This window comes from Nonomuraea sp. NPDC049655 (assembly GCF_044465465.1).
Classification (GTDB): Bacteria; Actinomycetota; Actinomycetes; order Streptosporangiales; family Streptosporangiaceae; genus Nonomuraea.
The window spans coordinates 259,107-275,910 of record NZ_JBITLS010000016.1 but is presented as its reverse complement, the minus strand read 5'-3'; the positions used below and the strand labels follow the sequence as shown (position 1 = coordinate 275,910).

13 protein-coding genes and 1 pseudogene are annotated in these 16,804 nt (G+C 71.2%); 11 read left to right on the top strand and 3 right to left on the bottom strand.

Features of this window, described 5'->3' with window-relative positions:
* The first annotated feature begins 338 nt into the window (after positions 1-338).
* Positions 339-1,358 (top strand): hypothetical protein, encoded by a 1,020-nt coding sequence (locus ACIBQ6_RS42095; RefSeq protein ID WP_358294530.1) that lies wholly within the window; start codon positions 339-341, stop codon positions 1,356-1,358.
* A 14-nt stretch (positions 1,359-1,372) separates the two neighbouring features.
* Here the strand turns inward: ACIBQ6_RS42095 and ACIBQ6_RS42090 are convergent, their stop codons facing one another.
* The 3 genes from ACIBQ6_RS42090 to ACIBQ6_RS42080 form a co-directional block, all read right to left on the bottom strand.
* Positions 1,373-2,290, bottom strand: a complete 918-nt coding sequence (locus ACIBQ6_RS42090; RefSeq protein ID WP_397218608.1) for a sulfite exporter TauE/SafE family protein — start codon at positions 2,288-2,290, stop codon at positions 1,373-1,375.
* On the bottom strand, positions 2,287-3,501 hold the full coding sequence (gene cysC, locus ACIBQ6_RS42085) for an adenylyl-sulfate kinase (RefSeq protein ID WP_397218582.1): 1,215 nt from the start codon (positions 3,499-3,501) through the stop codon (positions 2,287-2,289). Before cysC ends, ACIBQ6_RS42090 begins: the two co-directional genes overlap by 4 nt.
* A 70-nt stretch (positions 3,502-3,571) precedes the next feature.
* On the bottom strand, positions 3,572-4,291 hold the full coding sequence (locus tag ACIBQ6_RS42080; protein ID WP_358294524.1) for a methyltransferase domain-containing protein: 720 nt from the start codon (positions 4,289-4,291) through the stop codon (positions 3,572-3,574).
* A gap of 62 nt (positions 4,292-4,353) precedes the next feature.
* On the opposite strand from ACIBQ6_RS42080, the gene ACIBQ6_RS42075 reads away from it, so the two are divergent.
* The 10 genes and pseudogenes from ACIBQ6_RS42075 (at position 4,354) to ACIBQ6_RS42030 (ending at position 16,801) form a co-directional block, all read left to right on the top strand.
* Complete coding sequence (locus tag ACIBQ6_RS42075; protein WP_358294522.1) at positions 4,354-4,725, top strand: signal peptidase I; 372 nt, start codon at positions 4,354-4,356, stop codon at positions 4,723-4,725.
* A 75-nt stretch (positions 4,726-4,800) separates the two neighbouring features.
* Positions 4,801-8,301, top strand: coding sequence for a transcription-repair coupling factor (gene mfd / locus ACIBQ6_RS42070; protein ID WP_397218581.1), 3,501 nt, complete (start codon positions 4,801-4,803; stop codon positions 8,299-8,301).
* Between the two features lie 23 nt (positions 8,302-8,324).
* A pseudogene (locus ACIBQ6_RS42065) lies at positions 8,325-8,921 on the top strand (SurA N-terminal domain-containing protein); the annotation flags it as partial.
* 4 nt (positions 8,922-8,925) lie between these two features.
* The gene (locus tag ACIBQ6_RS42060) at positions 8,926-9,858 is read left to right on the top strand and encodes a MazG family protein (RefSeq protein ID WP_397218580.1); all 933 of its coding nucleotides are present in this window, start codon (positions 8,926-8,928) and stop codon (positions 9,856-9,858) included.
* A gap of 75 nt (positions 9,859-9,933) precedes the next feature.
* A complete protein-coding gene (locus ACIBQ6_RS42055) occupies positions 9,934-11,874 on the top strand; it encodes a WD40 repeat domain-containing serine/threonine protein kinase (RefSeq protein ID WP_397218579.1) in 1,941 nt (646 codons plus the stop codon).
* A 105-nt stretch (positions 11,875-11,979) separates the two neighbouring features.
* Complete coding sequence (eno, locus tag ACIBQ6_RS42050) at positions 11,980-13,257, top strand: phosphopyruvate hydratase (RefSeq protein WP_358294516.1); 1,278 nt, start codon at positions 11,980-11,982, stop codon at positions 13,255-13,257.
* Between the two features lie 71 nt (positions 13,258-13,328).
* Positions 13,329-13,739, top strand: coding sequence for a septum formation initiator family protein (locus tag ACIBQ6_RS42045; RefSeq protein ID WP_352323568.1), 411 nt, complete (start codon positions 13,329-13,331; stop codon positions 13,737-13,739).
* The gene (locus tag ACIBQ6_RS42040) at positions 13,729-14,217 is read left to right on the top strand and encodes a DUF501 domain-containing protein (RefSeq protein WP_352323567.1); all 489 of its coding nucleotides are present in this window, start codon (positions 13,729-13,731) and stop codon (positions 14,215-14,217) included. The genes ACIBQ6_RS42045 and ACIBQ6_RS42040 overlap by 11 nt, the downstream gene beginning before the upstream one ends.
* Positions 14,208-15,155: a Ppx/GppA phosphatase family protein gene (locus ACIBQ6_RS42035; protein ID WP_358294514.1), complete on the top strand. Its 948-nt coding sequence runs from the start codon at positions 14,208-14,210 to the stop codon at positions 15,153-15,155. The genes ACIBQ6_RS42040 and ACIBQ6_RS42035 overlap by 10 nt, the downstream gene beginning before the upstream one ends.
* 188 nt (positions 15,156-15,343) lie before the next feature.
* The gene (locus tag ACIBQ6_RS42030) at positions 15,344-16,801 is read left to right on the top strand and encodes a hypothetical protein (RefSeq protein WP_397218578.1); all 1,458 of its coding nucleotides are present in this window, start codon (positions 15,344-15,346) and stop codon (positions 16,799-16,801) included.
* Positions 16,802-16,804 lie beyond the last annotated feature (3 nt).

Below are 16,804 nucleotides of genomic sequence, written 5' to 3'. Positions count from 1 at the left end.
GCTGCGTCACTCGGCGCAGTGTGCGCCCACTATAGGCCGGACGGATATTACCCAAGTCGAATACTGAAGATTTTTTCCGGTACGGCCGCGAAGATGCCCCTTTTTAAATGGATATTTCTACAAAATGCGGGTGCCGGGTCGTGGGTGGTGAGCTGGGCAGACGAGCACACTGGCTGAAGTTCGAGGAATGGCATGGCAAGGTTCAGGTTTGATAGGCGGGGGTCCGTCGACAAGGGGGTTGGAAGGCGTTGCAGCTTCGGGGCTTTTCTCATTTCGCGTCTTTCGCGATGAAGTGTCACTTCGCGTCTTTCGCGACGAAAACCGCAATCACCTGCGCGGTGCTCGCCCTCCTGGCCGCCTGCTCGACGGCCGAGGGCACGCCCGCCCGGGTCGACACCAGCACGGCCGAGCTGGCCGGCGCGCCCTCCTGCGCGGTCACCGCCAGGCTCATCCCCTCCTGTGGCGCCTGGTGGGGCGTGGCGCCCGAGGTCTTCACCGGCGCTCCGGTGGCCGAGGCGCTGCGCGGGGCCGAGTCGCGCATGGGCGCCGGCGCCGACGTGCTGCACGTCTACCATCGCGGCAGCGAGCTGTTTCCCACCCCGCAGGAGATCGGCCTGGCCCGCGACCCGGGCCGGCCCCGGCTGCTCATGATCAACTGGAAGCCGTCGCTCGACCGCACCTGGGCCGACATCGCCGACGGCGCCCTCGACCGGCGGATCGACCGCCTGGCCGACCACCTCAGGCGCACCTTTCCCGAACGGTTCTTCCTCACCCTCCACCACGAGCCGGAGAACGACGTCGACGCCCGCTCGGGGTCGGGCATGCAGGCCAGCGACTACGCGGCGATGTTCCGGCACGTCGTGCTCAGGCTGCGCGAGCGCGGGGTGAAGAACGCCGTGACCGTCATGACGTACATGGGCGCGCCGAACTGGGCGGCCAAGCCCTGGTTCGAGGATCTCTACCCCGGTGACGACGTGGTCGACTGGGTGGCCATGGACCCGTACGCCGACGACCGGGTGCGCGACTTCGACGGGCTGGTGAACAAGACCCGCAAGGAGTACGGGCGCTGGCCGGGGTTCTACCGGTGGATGCAGGCCCGCTTCCCCGGCAAGCCGGTCATGGTGGCCGAGTGGGGGGTCTTCGAGCGGCCCGCCGACCGGGCCTTCAAACGGCGCTTCTTCGAGTCGGTGCTGAGACAGATCAAGCGGTATCCGCAGATCAAGGCGTTGCTGTACTTCGACTCGCCGCAGGCGCCGCGCGGCAACACGAGCTTCGACTCCGATCCGGGCGCGGCCCGCGCCTTCACCCAGCTCGCCCGCGACCGCTACTTCCGCTCGACCCGCGTGCCCCGGCCCTAGAAGTGTTCACGGCCTCACTGCGTGAGGCGGCTCGGTCGCCTGATGCCGTCGCCTTCCCCCGCTCTGGTCGCTGCGCTCCCGCCGCTCCTCCAGGCGACGGCACTCCCTCGCACCCTCCAGCCGACGACGGTGACGGCCGAGGCGAGGGCGAGGAGGGCGACGGTGAGGGTGTTGTTCACGTCCAGGAGCTTGAGGGCCGAGGCGAGCAGGACGATCGCCAGCAGGGCTCTGATCAGCCCGCCTGGGGCGCGGGAGGAGATCCGCGCGCCGAGGTAGACGCCGGGGATCGAGCCGATCAGCAGCGAGAGCGTGAGCTCCAGCTTGAAGTCGCCGAACATCAGGTGGCCGAGCGCGGCCGACGCGACCAGGGGCACGGCCTGCACCAGGTCGGTGCCGACGAGCTGGTTGGCCTTGAGCGCCGGATAGAGCACGAGCAGGGCCACGATGATCAGCGAACCCGATCCCACGGAGGAGACGCCGACCACGAGCCCGCCTACCGTACCGACCAGTAGGGTCGGAATTGGGCGCACGACGATCTCATGGGCGTTCGACGAGCCGCCCCGCGCGCCGAGCCAGCCCTTGACCGCCATGCCGACGACGGCCAGCAGCAGCGCCACGCCCAGCGCGTACTTGACCGCGTCCGTCACGGCGAACGCGCGGGCCAGGAACACCCCGCAGAACGCGGCCGGCACCGACCCGGCGCACAACCAGCCGACCAGCCGCAGGTTGACCGTGCCCCGCCGCAGGTGGACGACGCTGCCGACCGGCTTCATGACGGCCGAGGCGACCAGGTCGCTGGAGACCGCGGCCAGCGGCGGCACGTTGAAGAACAACATCATCATCGGGGTCATCAGGGCCCCGCCGCCCATGCCGGTCAGGCCGACCACGATCGCGACGACGAAGGACCCGGCGACCAATGCGAAGTCGATCAACGTACCCACCCTCCGGACTGCAGCGCCCCCAGGACCTGGGAGACGGCCGCCTCGATCGAGATGTGCGTGGTGTCGATCACCAGGTCGGCGTCGTCCGGTTCCTCGTAGGGGTCGGAGACGCCGGTGAACTCGGGGATCAGGCCGGCGCGGGCCTTGGCGTACAGGCCCTTGCGGTCGCGCCGCTCGCACTCCGCCAGCGGCGTGGCGACGTGCACGAGCAGGAAGTCGGCCCCGACGGACTCGACCGTGTCGCGCACCTCCTCGCGGGTGGCGGCGTAGGGGGCGATGGGGGCGCAGATCGCCAGGCCGCCGTGGCGGGCGGCCTCGGCCGCGACGAAGCCGATGCGCCGGATGTTCAGGTCGCGGTCGGCCTTGGAGAAGGTCAGGCCCTTGGACAGCAGGTGGCGCACGACGTCGCCGTCGAGGTAGGTGACGGTGCGGGTGCCGAGCTCCAGCAGGGCGTCGCGCAGGCCGCGGGCGATGGTGGACTTGCCCGAGCCGGACAGGCCGGTGAAGAAGACGACCAGGCCGCGGCGGTGGGGCGGGCCGGGGAGCGTGACGGGCTCGGGGCCCGCGTAGTGCTCGGTGGCGCCGTAGGCGGTGGCGACGTGCTCGCGCAGTTCGAGGTCGATCTCCGGCTCCGCGCGCGGCGCCAGGGGGACCGGGACCACGAGGGTGCCCTCCGGCAGCTGTGTCTTGGCGCGCAGCGCGGCGCGGACGACGCCGGGGCCCGCCTCGCCGTACGAGAGGGGGAGCAGCACGATCACCGCGTCGAGCTCTTTCGCGGTGGCGACGATCTCGGTGAGGTCGTCGAGCGGCCCGCGCATCGTGACGGCCAGCGCGGGCCGGTCGCCGAGCTCGGCCCTGACCTCGGCGGGCGTGCGGCGCAGCCGGGCGAAGGGGCCGTGCTCGGGCGCGCCGAGGGCCTTGAGCGGACCCGAGGTCAGGCCGTCGGCCTCGCGCGCGGTCACGGTGAGCACGGCCAGCGGCAGGCCCTCGGGGTCGAGCAGCCGCACCTCGTCGCCGGGCGAGACATCGGCGGGCAGGTGGAGGGTGACCGGCGCGGGCCAGGGAGTGCCGTCGGCGAGCGTGCCGCGCTCGTGCACGGCGTGCACGTCGTCGTGGCCCAGGAAGCCGGTCAGCGGCTCGAACGCCCCGGACAGCAGCAGCTCAAGGTCGGCCAGCTCGTGCGCGTCCGGGGTCCACTCCACGGTTCCGACATCCCAACTATTCCGATTGAATTGGTAGGAAAGGAGTCTAGTCGCTCGGACCGCCCTGTCGCTAGAGCAGCCGGGCGAAGTGATGCTGGGGCTTCCTGATCACCATCGTGATCTCGTCGTGGGAGGCGGGGTAACGCCCGCCGCTCAGCCGGTCGACCAGCGCGACGGCGGCGGAGCCGAGCCGGCCGGCGCGGGCCGGGCCGCTGACCCGGCGCTCGTCGTCGGTGATCATCAGGCCGCGGCTGAGACAGAACGCGTGCATGCCGTCGCTGGAGGCCAGCGGCTCGTAGACGACGGGCAGCGGGCCCGGCGTGCCGGGGGTGACCAGCGTGCGCCACAACGCCCGGCGCAGCCACGACGGCGTGAGACGGTCGAGCAGCCCGTAGGCCGACTTCCTGTCGCGCATCCGCAGCAGCACCAGGCCGCCCGGGCGCAGCGACTGGAGCAGGCGGTCGAACACCAGCTCCGCGTGCTGGACGCGTTCGAGCAGGAACGACAGATGGATCACGTCGTAGGCGCGGTGCTGGAGCGGCACGCAGCGCAGGTCGCCGAGCGACCAGGCCACCAGGTCGGCGCGCTCCTCCACGACGTCTCTGATGACCGGGTGGTCCTCGTCGGCGCCCGTGGCCCTGGCCTCCAGCGGCTCCACGTCGAGCGGCTCGTCGTGGGCGCACCCCGCGACGAGTATGTCGAGCCGCCGGCTGTACCGCCCGGCCCAGTGCTCGCGGATCCGTTGACCGAAGAGGTCGCCTCGCTGGGCGACTGATCGCACCTCAGACATGTCACCTACAGTAATCAATCGAGCCGTCTCGGTTAGGCACTTCCCTGCTAGCGTCCTGCCCCGTGGACGGGCAGGTTTACGTGGGGAACGCCAATATCGACGCGGCCGGCGACCGGGGCTGGCTGCTCGGTCACTTCAAACCCTTCGGCGACCCAAGACACAGCGAAGAAGTCGAGATCAAGTGGGGCGTGCACCCGGCGGGCGACGAGCGTGCCCAGTGGGTCAGGGGCGAGGAGCGCACCGCCCTGCTCGTCCTGATCAGCGGCCGGTTCCGGGTGGAGCTGCCGGGGCGCGGCGTGCTGCTGACCGAGCCGGGCGACTACGTGGTCTGGGGCAAGGGCGTGGACCACTCGTGGGTCGCCGAGGAGGAGTCGGTGGTGCTCACCGTACGCTGGCCGTCGGTCCCCGGTTACCGGGTGCCGCACCCCGAGTAGGCTGGGTGGAGACCCCCGCGACCTGACCCGGCCGGGGGTAGTTGTGTTGCCGTCGTGGGGCTGTGGGCGTATCTGATGAGTCTTTCCGGACTGCTTGACCTTGTGGCCCTGGGGGCCGGGGCCGACCCGAAGCTGACCGCCGCGCTCGAAGAGGGCGGCGACGTCTCACTGATCGCGCCCTCGGCGTTGCGGCCGTTCGGCGTGGCCGCGCTGGCCGCGCACGATCAGCGCACCGTGCTGGCCGTCACCGCCACCGGCCGGGAGGCCGAGGACCTGGCGGCGGCGCTGACGAGCCTGCTTGAACCGAGCTCGGTCGCGGTGTTCCCGGCCTGGGAGACGCTGCCGCACGAGCGGCTCTCGCCGCGCAGCGACACCGTGGGCCAGCGTCTGGCCGTGCTGCGCAGGCTGGCGCACCCGGTCAAGGGCGACGCCGCCGCCGGGCCGCTCGGCGTGGTGGTCGCCCCGGTCAGGGCGCTGCTCCAGCCGATCGTCAAGGGGCTCGGCGACCTGGAGCCGATCAGGCTGCGGGCGGGCGACGACGCCGACCTCGACGAGGTGGTCGAGCGCCTGGTCACCAACGGCTACCACCGGGTCGACATGGTGGAGAAGCGCGGCGAGGTGGCCGTGCGCGGCGGGCTGCTCGACGTGTTCCCGCCCACCGAGGAGCATCCGCTGCGGCTGGAGTTCTGGGGCGACACGGTCGAGGAGATCCGCTGGTTCAAGGTGGCCGACCAGCGCTCGCTGGAGGCGGCCGAGGACGGCCTGTTCGCGCCGCCGTGCCGCGAGCTGCTGCTGACCGGCGAGGTCAGGGCGCGGGCGCGGGAGCTGGCGCAGGAGCATCCGGCCCTCGCCGAGGTGCTCGACCAGCTCGCCGACGGCATTCCGGTCGAGGGCATGGAGGCGTTCGCGCCGGTGCTGGCGGGGGAGATGGACCTGCTGCTCGACCACCTGCCGGTCAGGTCGGCGGTGTTCGTGTGCGACCCCGAGCGCATCAGGGGCCGGGCAGAAGAGCTCGTACGCACCTCGCAGGAGTTCCTGGAGGCGTCCTGGATCAACGCGGCGGCCGGCGGCGAGGCGCCGATCGACCTGGGCGCGGCGGCCTTCCGCACGCTGGAGGAGATCCGCGGCCACGCCGACGCGCTGGGCCAGCCGTGGTGGACGATGGCGCCGTTCGGCAACGGCGTCGAGCTCGACGCCCATGACTCCGAGGCATACCGGGGCGACACCGCCAAGGCGCTGGCCGACATCAAGGGCTGGCTCGCCGAGGACAAGGCGGTCGTGCTGCTCAGCGAGGGCCACGGGCCCGCCGAGCGCATGGTCGAGCTGCTCAAGGGCGTCGACGTGCCCGCGCGGTTGCAGCGTTTCCTGGACAAGGCGCCCGAGCCCAAGGTCGTGCACGTCTCGACCGGCCTGATCGAGCACGGGTTCATCACGCCGCGCCTGGCCGTGCTCACCCACCTCGACCTGGTGGGCCAGAAGGCGTCCACCAAGGACATGCGCCGGCTGCCCTCGCGCCGCCGCAACATGGTCGACCCGCTCCAGCTCAAGGTCGGCGACCACGTCGTGCACGAGCAGCACGGCGTCGGCCGCTACGTCGAGATGGTCCAGCGCACGGTCCAGGGCGCGACCCGCGAGTACCTGGTCATCGAGTACGCCAAGGGCGACCGCCTCTACGTGCCCACCGACCAGCTCGACGAGGTCACCCGCTACGTCGGCGGCGAGGCGCCCACGCTCAACCGCATGGGCGGCGCCGACTGGGCCAAGGCCAAGTCCAAGGCCAAGAAGGCGGTCAAGGAGATCGCCGGCGAGCTGATCAGGCTCTACTCGGCCCGCATGGCCTCGCCGGGCCACGCCTTCGGCGCCGACACGCCGTGGCAGCGGGAGATGGAGGACGCCTTCCCCTACGCCGAGACCGGCGACCAGCTGGAGGCCATCGACGAGGTCAAGCGCGACATGGAGCGCGGCGTCCCGATGGACCGGCTGATCTGCGGCGACGTCGGCTACGGCAAGACCGAGATCGCGGTGCGGGCGGCGTTCAAGGCCGTCCAGGACGGCAAGCAGGTGGCCGTGCTGGTGCCGACCACGCTGCTGGTGCAGCAGCACATGTCCACCTTCACCGAGCGGTTCTCCAGCTTCCCCGTCGCGATCAGGCCGATCTCGCGCTTCCAGACCGACGGCGAGGTCAAGGGCACGCTGGAGGGGCTGCGGTCGGGCGCGGTCGACGTCGTCATCGGCACCCACCGGCTGTTCAGCCCCGAGGTGCGCTTCAAGGACCTCGGGCTGATCATCATCGACGAGGAGCAGCGGTTCGGCGTCGAGCACAAGGAGGCCATGAAGCACCTGCGCACGCAGGTCGACGTGCTGGCCATGTCGGCCACGCCGATCCCGCGCACGCTGGAGATGGGCCTGACCGGCATCCGCGAGATGTCCACGATCCTCACGCCGCCGGAGGAGCGGCACCCGATCCTCACCTTTGTGGGGCCGTACGAGGAGAAGCAGATCGGGGCGGCGATCCGGCGCGAGCTGATGCGCGACGGCCAGATCTTCTTCGTGCACAACCGGGTGGCCTCGATCAACCGGGTGGCGGCGCGGCTGCGCGAGCTGGTCCCCGAGGCGCGCATCGCGGTCGCCCACGGCCAGATGAACGAGCACCAGCTCGAAAAGATCATGGTCGGCTTCTGGGAACGCGAGTACGACCTGCTCGTCTCCACCACGATCGTCGAGTCCGGCCTCGACGTGCCCAACGCCAACACGCTCATCGTCGACCGGGCCGACAACTACGGCCTGTCCCAGCTGCACCAGCTCAGGGGCCGGGTCGGGCGAGGCAGGGAACGCGGTTACGCGTACTTCCTCTACCCGCCGGAGAAGCCGTTGACGGAGACCGCGCACGAGCGCCTGGCCACCATCTCCCAGCACACCGAGATGGGCGCGGGCATGTACGTCGCGATGAAGGACCTGGAGATCCGCGGCGCGGGCAACGTGCTCGGCGCCGAGCAGTCGGGCTTCATCGCGGGCGTCGGCTTCGACCTCTACGTGCGCCTGATGGCCGAGGCCGTGCAGGAGCAGAAGGCGAAGCTGTCCGGGGCCGAGGTCCAGGAGGAGCAGCAGGACGTCAAGGTCGAGCTGCCCATCAACGCCCACATCCCGCACGACTACGTCACCTCCGAGCGGCTGCGGCTGGAGGCGTACAAGCGCATCGCGGCCATCACCGCGCCGATCCACATCGACGAGGTCCGCGACGAGCTCACCGACCGCTACGGCAAGCCGCCGGTGGAGGTGGAGAACCTGCTGGAGGTGGCCCGCTTCCGGATCAAGGCGCGCTCGGCCGGGCTCACCGACGTCACGCTGCAGGGGCAGAACATCAAGTTCGGCCCGGCGCGGCTGTGGGAGTCGCAGCAGGTCAGGCTCGACCGGCTGTACAAGAAGGCGGTCTACAAGCAGGCGGCCGAGACGCTGCTCGTGCCGGTGCCCAAGACCAAGCCGCTGGGCGGGCAGCCGTTGCGCGACCTGGATCTGCTCAAATGGTGCGGCGACCTGGTCGAGGCGATGTTTCTTGAGCCCGCGCGGGTAAGCTAAGCGCGGTTTTTGTTCGGAAAGGGACGCATGTGAAGTCGATTCGAGTGGCTGTGGCCGCCGGTGCGGTAGGACTCGCCGCGCTGACCGCCTGCTCTTCGCCCATGGAGGCCGGAGCCGCGGCCGTGGTCGGGAGCGAGCGCATCTCGGCCCGCGACCTGACCAAGAACGTTCAGGAGTACGAGGCCGCCCTCAAGCGCGCCAACGTCTCGGCCGAGCAGCTCGGGGTGCCCGTCACCCAGTTCGTGCTCTACCGGATGGCGAACGAGAGCGCGTTCAGGCAGCTCGCGGCCAAGCACAACGTGCAGGTCAGCGAGAGCGAGGTCGACAACGCGCTCAAGGACCCGGGCCAGTACCAGTCGCCCGAGATCAACCTGATCGCCAGGGGTGTCAGCCCGGCCGACGCGCGTGGCTACCTGCGCGCGGAGCTGGGCGCGGTCAAGGTGCGCAACCAGCTCGGCGGCGCCCAGGACCAGGCCGCGCAGGAGAAGTTCGTCAAGGAGCTGACGAGCATCAAGCCGGTCTACAGCCCGCGTTACGGCGAGTTCAGCCAGCAGGGCTTCGTCGATCCGGGCCGGTTCGGCAAGTCCTCCCAGCAGGCGCAGCAGCAACAGCAGGGTTAGCCCGATGCCGCTGATCGTCGTCACCACCTCGCCCAGGGTCGCGCCGGGCCTGCTGAGCGACCAGGCCTGGCAGGCGCTGCGCTCGGGGCCCGTGCTGACCGGCTCCGCCGGTCATCCGCAGCTCCCCTATCTGGCCGCCGCCGGGATCGAGGCGGAGGTCGTCGTGCCCGACGCGGTCGCGCTGTCCAGGCGGGCGGTGCGCGAGCGGGTGGTCTGGCTCGCCGGTGACGACGAGGACTTCATGCGCGCGATCGGGCGCGCGGCCATCGCGCTCGACGAGCCGCCGCTCATCGAGGTCGTGCCCGGTTCGTACGACCTGCCGGGCTCGCGGGTGCTCGACCTGGTCGCGGTGATGGACCGGCTGCGCACCGAATGCCCGTGGGACCGCAAGCAGACGCACGAGTCGCTGGTGCCGTACCTGCTGGAGGAGTCGTACGAGGTCCTGGAGACGATCGAGCAGGGCGACTACCCGGCGCTCCGCGAGGAGCTCGGCGACCTGCTGCTCCAGGTGGTCTTCCACGCCCGCGTGGCCGAGACGTTCGACATGGACGACGTCGCCGCGGGGATCGTCGAGAAGCTCGTCCGGCGGCACCCGCACGTGTTCGGATCGGTGCGGGCCGAGAGCGCGGACGAGGTCAACGACAACTGGGAGGCGATCAAGGCGGCCGAGCGGGCGGCCAAGGGCGGCGAGTCGTCGGTGCTCGACGGCGTCCCCATGGGCCAGCCCGCGCTCGCGCTGGCCGCCCAGCTGCTGCGCAGGGCCGAGCGGGCCGGTGCGCCCGAGGCGCTGGCGGCCGCGATCGGCCAGGGGGTGGCGCGCGAGCTGTTCGACCTCGTACGCCGGGCGCAGGAGGCCGGGCTGGACCCCGAGGCCGAGCTGCGCGCCGCGGCCCGTGCCTACCGCGATCGCGTACGCGCGTGGGAGGCCAACGCCTGACCGCCCTGCTTGTCGGAAGAAGTCACCCAATGCCAGGATCCTCGGGGGCTTGAACCGGCGAGCCGAGGGGGACTGGTGGTGGAGCTGAGACCGCTGCGCTCGGGGGAGCCGCGGGAGGTGGCGGGCTACCGCCTGCTCGGCCGGCTGGGCGACGGCGGCCAGGGATCGGTGTTCCTCGGCCGCGACGCGGGCGGCGGCCACGCGGCCGTCAAGGTGCTGCATCCGCGCCTGCTGGGCGACGAGCGGGCCACCCGCCGGTTCCTGCGGGAGAGCACGACCGCCGCCAAGGTGGCGGGCGCGCGCACGGCGCGGATCTACGGCAGCGGGCTGGCCGAGGGGCGGCCGTACATCGTCAGCGAGTTCATCGACGGGCCGTCCCTGCACGACCTGGTCCTCGACGGCGGCCCGCTGACCGGCGGCGAGCTGGACCGGCTGGCGGCCGGCACGATCACGGCCCTGACCGCCATCCACGGCGCGGGCATCGTGCACCGCGACTTCAAGCCGAGCAACGTGCTGATGGGCCAGGACGGCCCCCGCGTGATCGACTTCGGCATCGCCAAGGACCTGGACGTCTCCACCACGGCGAGCAGCGTCGTCGGCACGCCGGGGTACATGTCGCCGGAGCAGATCGCGGGGGAGAGCGCGACGGCCGCCTCCGACGTCTTCAGCTGGGCGGCCACCATCGGGTTCGCCGCCACGGGGGAGCCGCTGTTCGGCCGGGACTCGATCCCGGCCGTGATGAACCGGATCCTGCACGCCGAGCCGGACCTGCGCGAGGTGCCCGAGCCGCTGCGCGCGGTGCTGGCGGCGTGCCTGGCCAAGGAGCCGCAGGCGCGGCCGTCGGCCGACGACGTGCTGGCGCGGCTGCTGGGCCGTACGGCGCCGCGCGGGCACGCCCGCGGGCATGTCCGTGAGCACGTCCGTGAGCACGTCCGCGGGCACGTCGGCGGGCACGTCCGTGGGCGGGCGCGGCCCGGGGCGGGTGAGGTGCGGGAGGCGCCGTCCGGCGGGCGTCCGGTGACGCGGCGGAGGTGGGCCGCCGCCGGGGTCGGCGTGCTCGTCGTCGTGGGGGTGGTGGCCGGGGCGTTGTGGCGGAACGCCGGTCTGCCCTCCGGCGGCGGGGACGGCGGGCAGGCGGGGGCGTTCGGCGTCGAGCTCGGCCCCGAGTTCGGGCCCGAGCCGGGGGCCCAGGTGGCGGCGATGGCCATCGGTCATCACAAGGGCGCGCCCGTCGTCGTCTACGCCGAGCGGGCGGGCAACTCGATCGAGGTGTGGGACCCGCGGGCCGGCGAGCCGCTCGACCGGCTCGCGAACGCCGGCCCCACGCCGGTGCGCTCGCTGCTGCTGGTCCCGGTGGGCGGCCGGCAGACGGCGGTCTGGACGGGCACGGACGGGGCCGTGCGGCGCTGGCGCATCGGCGACGCCCGCCCCGGCACGTGGCACGCGGTGTGCCCGTCGGAGGCCCGCCTGGCGCCCGGCCAGTGGCGCAAGCAGCCCGCGGTCGTGATCGGCTGCCGCGACGGCCGGGTCGTGACGCTCGACCTGGCTTCCAACCGCGTCGTCGCCAGCACCAGGGCCGCCGCCGGCCCGGTCACCGCCCTGGCCTGGGACGAGGCCGGCGGCAAGGTCCTCGTCGGCACCGGCCGGGGCCTGGTGGGCGCGGCCGGCGGGCTGCTCGGCGAGGGCAAGGGCGAGGTGCGCTCGGTCGCCGCGTTCGGCGACGGCCACGCCGCCGTCACCACGGGCCGCTCGACCGCCGTGTACGACCTGGCCAGCGGCGCCTTCGTGCGCGGCTTCAGCACGGGCGCGGCGGGCGCCGGCGTCACGGCCGCGGGCGGCCGCCGGATGATCGCCGGCGGCGGCGACGGGGTCACCGTCTGGAACGCCGACCGCGGCGAGCGGCTGGGCGGCCTCGCGCCGGGCAGGAAGGTCACCGCCCTGGCGGTGGGCGACGGGCTGCTGGTCGCCGCGACCGGCGGCCGCCTCCAGGCCTGGAGCCTGTCCCCCACCAGCTGACCCACGACGGGCCCGAGGCTCGGTGGCCGGACCGTGCCGTGCCGGTGGCCCGGGGTACCGATAGGCTCTGATGGCATATTGCCTTTCGATTTAGGAGCGCAACCCGTGGCTACCATCGAGGTCGTTTACGCTCGCGAGATCCTCGACTCCCGGGGCAACCCCACGGTCGAGGTCGAGGTCGTGCTCGACGACGGCAGCAGCGGCCGCGCCGCCGTGCCGAGCGGGGCGTCCACCGGCCAGTTCGAGGCGGTCGAGCTGCGTGACGGCGGCAAGCGCTATGGCGGCAAGGGCGTGGAGAAGGCCGTGCTCGCCGTGACCGACGAGATCTTCGAGGAGATCAACGGGGTCGAGGCCGAGGACCAGCGCATCATCGACCAGATCATGATCGACCTCGACCGCACGCCCAACAAGGCCAAGCTGGGCGCCAACGCCATCCTGGGCGTCTCGCTCGCCGTCGCCAAGGCCGCGGCCGACAGCGCCGACCTGCCCCTGTTCCGCTACGTCGGCGGCCCCAACGCCCACGTGCTGCCCGTGCCGATGATGAACATCCTCAACGGCGGCGCGCACGCCGACACCAACGTCGACATCCAGGAGTTCATGATCGCGCCGATCGGGGCGGAGACGTTCCGCGAGGCCGTGCGCATGGGCACCGAGGTCTACCACGCGCTCAAGGGCGTGCTGAAGGAGAAGGGCTACGCGACGGGCCTGGGCGACGAGGGCGGCTTCGCCCCCAACCTGCCCTCCAACCGCGACGCCCTCGACCTGATCCTGGTCGCGATCGAGCGGGCCGGCTACGTTCCGGGCGAAGACGTGGCGCTGGCCCTCGACGTGGCCGCCTCCGAGTTCCACAAGGACGGCGTCTACACGATCGACGGCAAGGGCGTCTCGGCGCAGGAGCTCATCGCCTTCTACGCGGACCTGGTCGCCAACTACCCGCTCGTCTCCATCGAGGACCCCCTCGACGAGGAGGACTGGGAGGGCTGGAAGGCCATCACGGAGGCCCTCGGCGACAAGGTGCAGCTGGTCGGAGACGACCTGTTCGTCACCAACCCCGAGCGGCTGGCGCGCGGCATCGACGAGGGCACCGCCAACGCCCTGCTGGTCAAGGTCAACCAGATCGGCACGCTGTCGGAGACCCTCGACGCCGTCGACCTGGCCCACCGCAACGGCTACCGGTGCATGATGAGCCACCGCTCCGGCGAGACCGAGGACACGACGATCGCCGACCTGGCGGTGGCGGTCAACTGCGGCCAGATCAAGACCGGCGCCCCGGCGCGGTCCGACCGCGTGGCCAAGTACAACCAGTTGCTGCGCATCGAGGAGCTTCTCGACGACGCCGCCCGCTACGCGGGTCGCGCGGCTTTTCCGCGGTTCCGGCGCTAGTTTCGACTGACGGTCCGCGGCCTGGGAAGGTCTGACGGCCGCGGGCCGTACGTCGAAGGGGGTGTGCAGCATTGGCGAAGAGGCCGCAGCTGACCGGGCGGGCCGCCATCCTCGCGGTCGTGGTGTGCGCGATCGCGATGAGCCTGGCCTACCCTGTGCGCGAGTACATCAGCCTGCGCCGCAGCATCGCCGAGCTGCAGGCGGAGAAGGCCAGGGTCGAGGCCGAGCGGCAGACGCTGCTGGCCCGCGACCGGCAGAGCGACGATCCCAACTGGATCAAACGCACCGCCAAGGAGCGGCTGCACTTCTGCGGCCCCGGCGAGAAGTGCTATGTGGTGATGGAGCCCGAGCAGGGCAAGGAGCAGACGGCCGTGAAGCAGCCCGTCGAGGTGCCGCCGTGGTACCAGACGCTGTGGGAGTCGGTGGAGGCCGCCGACAAGGGCACGGGCCGCAGAGCGGTGGAGAGCAGCAGTGGAAAGTGACGACGTCGAGGCGGTCCAGCGGCAGCTCGGCCGGCCGCCCAGAGGGCTGCGCGGGGTGGCCCACCGCTGCCCGTGCGGCAATCCCGACGTGGTGGAGACCGCGCCGCGGCTGCCCGACGGGTCGCCGTTCCCGACCCTGTACTACCTGACCTGCCCCAAGGCCGCCTCGGCCATCGGCACGCTCGAAGGCTCCGGCCTGATGCGCGAGATGCAGGCCAGGCTGGCGAGCGACCCCGACCTGGCGGCCGCCTACCAGGCCGCGCACGACGACTACGTCGCCAGGCGCGACAAGGCGGCCCACGACGAGGGCATGGAGCCGCTGCCCCGCGACATGCAGAGCACCGGCGGCATGCCGCTGCGGGTGAAGTGCCTGCACGCCCTGGTGGCGCACGAGCTGGCGGTGCCGGGGAGCAACCCGTTCGGCAGGGAGGCGCTCGACGCGCTCCCCGACTGGTGGAGTGACGGACCATGCGTGTAGCCGCCATCGACTGCGGCACCAACTCGGTGCGCCTGCTCATCGCCGACGTCCGCGACGACACTCTGCACGACGTCGAGCGGCGGATGGAGATCGTCCGGCTGGGGCAGGGGGTCGACCGCACCGGCATGCTGGCGCCCGACGCGCTGGAGCGCACGTTCAAGGCGATGCGTTCCTACCGGGAGCTGATCGACCGGCACGGCGCGGTCGCGACCAGGGTGGTGGCCACGAGCGCGACCCGCGACGCGGGCAACCGGCAGGAGTTCGCCGACGGCGTCCGCGAGATCTTCGGCGTGACGCCCGAGGTCGTGACGGGGGCGGAGGAGGCCGAGCTGTCGTTCAGGGGGGCGACCAGGGGCCTGCTGCGCATCTCGCCGGAGACCGAGATGCCGCAGGGCCCGCTGCCGCCCTACCTGGTGGTGGACATCGGCGGCGGTTCTACGGAGTTCGTGGTCGGCTCCGAGCACGCCGAGGCCGCGCTGTCGGTGGACATCGGCTGCGTCCGGCTGACCGAACGCCACCTGAGGGACGCCGGCGACCCGCCGCCGGCCCCGGCGCTGGAGGCCGTCGTCGCCGACATCGAGGCGGCCCTCGACCGGGTCGAGGAGGCGGTGCCCGTCGAGCGGGCGCACACGCTGGTCGGCCTGGCGGGCTCGGTGACCACGATCGCGGGCATCGCCCTCGACCTGCCGGCCTACGACTCCGAGCGCATCCACCACTCCAGGATCACCGCCGAAGAGGTTCACGAGGTGACACGGCGGCTGCTGGCGATGACCCATGGTGATCGCGCACGGGTTCCGGTGATGCATCCTGGGCGGGTTGACGTGATTGGCGCCGGTGCGCTAATTCTTGACCGGATCGTGCGGCGTTTTGCGTTTTCGCAGGTCGTCGTCAGCGAACACGACATCTTGGATGGAATCGCCTGGTCTCTCGCCGGCTGAGATAGCCAAATCCGGACATTTCCGATCTATGACCCGTGTTGAGCGTGCAATCACTATTGTGATTAGGTAAAGGCGCAAAACGGGGGCTTTGCCATATTGCTGTGCACGGAAGGTGACGGCGTGGCGACCGTTCCCGAGCGCGTCTTTTCCCTCACGGAATGGAGCACTCTCACATGATGTCTGTTGGGTTGGCACGTAAGGCGGCGGCGTTCGGCGCCTCCGCCGCCGTGCTGGCCGCCATGGCAGCGGGCCTGGTAGCCAGCCCCGCTCAGGCGGCGACCTCGGCCGCGGCCGGCAAGGCCGGCACGGCCACCGCGGCCAAGTCCACCAAGTCCGGCAAGGTCTCGGTCACCACGCCGAAGGTCTCGTCGAAGGACTACCAGGGTTCCTGTCCGGTCAACCTGCGCTTCTCGTCCAGGATCTCGGTCCCGGTCAAGGGCAAGACCGAGCTCGCCTACCGCTGGCTCCACGGTGACGGGTCCAAGGGCAAGGTCCAGGTTGTCAAGCTCAAGGGCCACGGCACCAAGTCGGTCACCGTCAAGGAGTCGGTGACCTTCAAGGGTGAGGTCAAGGGCTGGGAGGCCGTCCAGGTCCTCGGTCCGAAGAAGGTCACGTCCAAGAAGGGCTACTTCTCGGTCAGCTGTGCCGACCAGGGTGGCAGGAATGACGGGGACGACCGTTCGGGCGTTCGTACGGACAAGGACGTGTCGGTCTCGGCTCGCGCCTGGGCCAGCCCGTCGTCCTACGAGGGCGCGTGCACCCCGGGTGACAAGATCGACTTCACCGGTCTGATCAGCGTCAACCACCCGACCTGGGTCCGCTACCGCTGGATCCTGAACGGTGAGGTCGCCGACCACGGCAAGGTCAAGGTCTGGAACAAGCGTAAGGTCGGCTTCGGCATCTCCCCGCGTCACAGCCAGCGTGGCTGGGCGCAGCTGGAGATCGTCGGCCCCGACGACGCCCTGTCCAACCGCGCCTACTACAAGGTGTGGTGCAAGGACTCGACCCCCGCTCCCGCTGTCAAGGTGTCGGCCACCAACCTGGTGACGGCCACCAACCACAACGGCTGCAAGGTCGGCGCGCACGCCACGGTCAGCGCGACCGGCGCCGCGCGCGTCCAGTACACCTGGGCGGTCAACGGCGAGTCCGTGGCCAAGGGCGAGAGCCTCTTCGCGGGCAGCGGTTCCAAGACCGTCGAGCTCTCCGAGCAGGCGCTGACCGGCGAGGCCGCCAAGGGTGGCAAGATCACCCTGACGGTCACCGGCCCGAACAACAACGACTCGATCACGCAGTCGTACGCGGCGTGCGAGGCTCCCAAGCCCACCGCGTCCGTGTCGTCCGTGTCGGTCACCAACACCCGCACCGACATGTGCAAGGACAACCGTGGTCCCGGCGTGGACTTCTCGGCCACCCTGCACAGCACCGGCCCGACCACCGTCAAGTACTACTGGGTGGTCAACGGCGTCAAGGACGTCAACGTCCTTGAGCGTCAGGTCAACGGCGACCTCGCCGTGACCTGGGGCGTCGGTGGCACGCAGAACAGCAAGGAGACGAAGGGCACCATCGAGCTCGTCGTCGTCAGCCCCAACGCCGCCTCGTCGGGCGTCGCCAACTACTCGGCGACCTGCCCCAAGACCGACGCCTAAGCT

Bases quoted from the DNA above. Each gene is read 5' to 3' on its own strand.
- ACIBQ6_RS42080 (WP_358294524.1), bottom strand. From the start codon at position 4,291: ATGTCTGAGGTGCGATCAGTCGCCCAGCGAGGCGACCTCTTCGGTCAA.
- mfd (WP_397218581.1), top strand. From the start codon at position 4,801: ATGAGTCTTTCCGGACTGCTTGACCTTGTGGCCCTGGGGGCCGGGGCC.
- ACIBQ6_RS42060 (WP_397218580.1), top strand. From the start codon at position 8,926: ATGCCGCTGATCGTCGTCACCACCTCGCCCAGGGTCGCGCCGGGCCTG.
- ACIBQ6_RS42035 (WP_358294514.1), top strand. From the start codon at position 14,208: ATGCGTGTAGCCGCCATCGACTGCGGCACCAACTCGGTGCGCCTGCTC.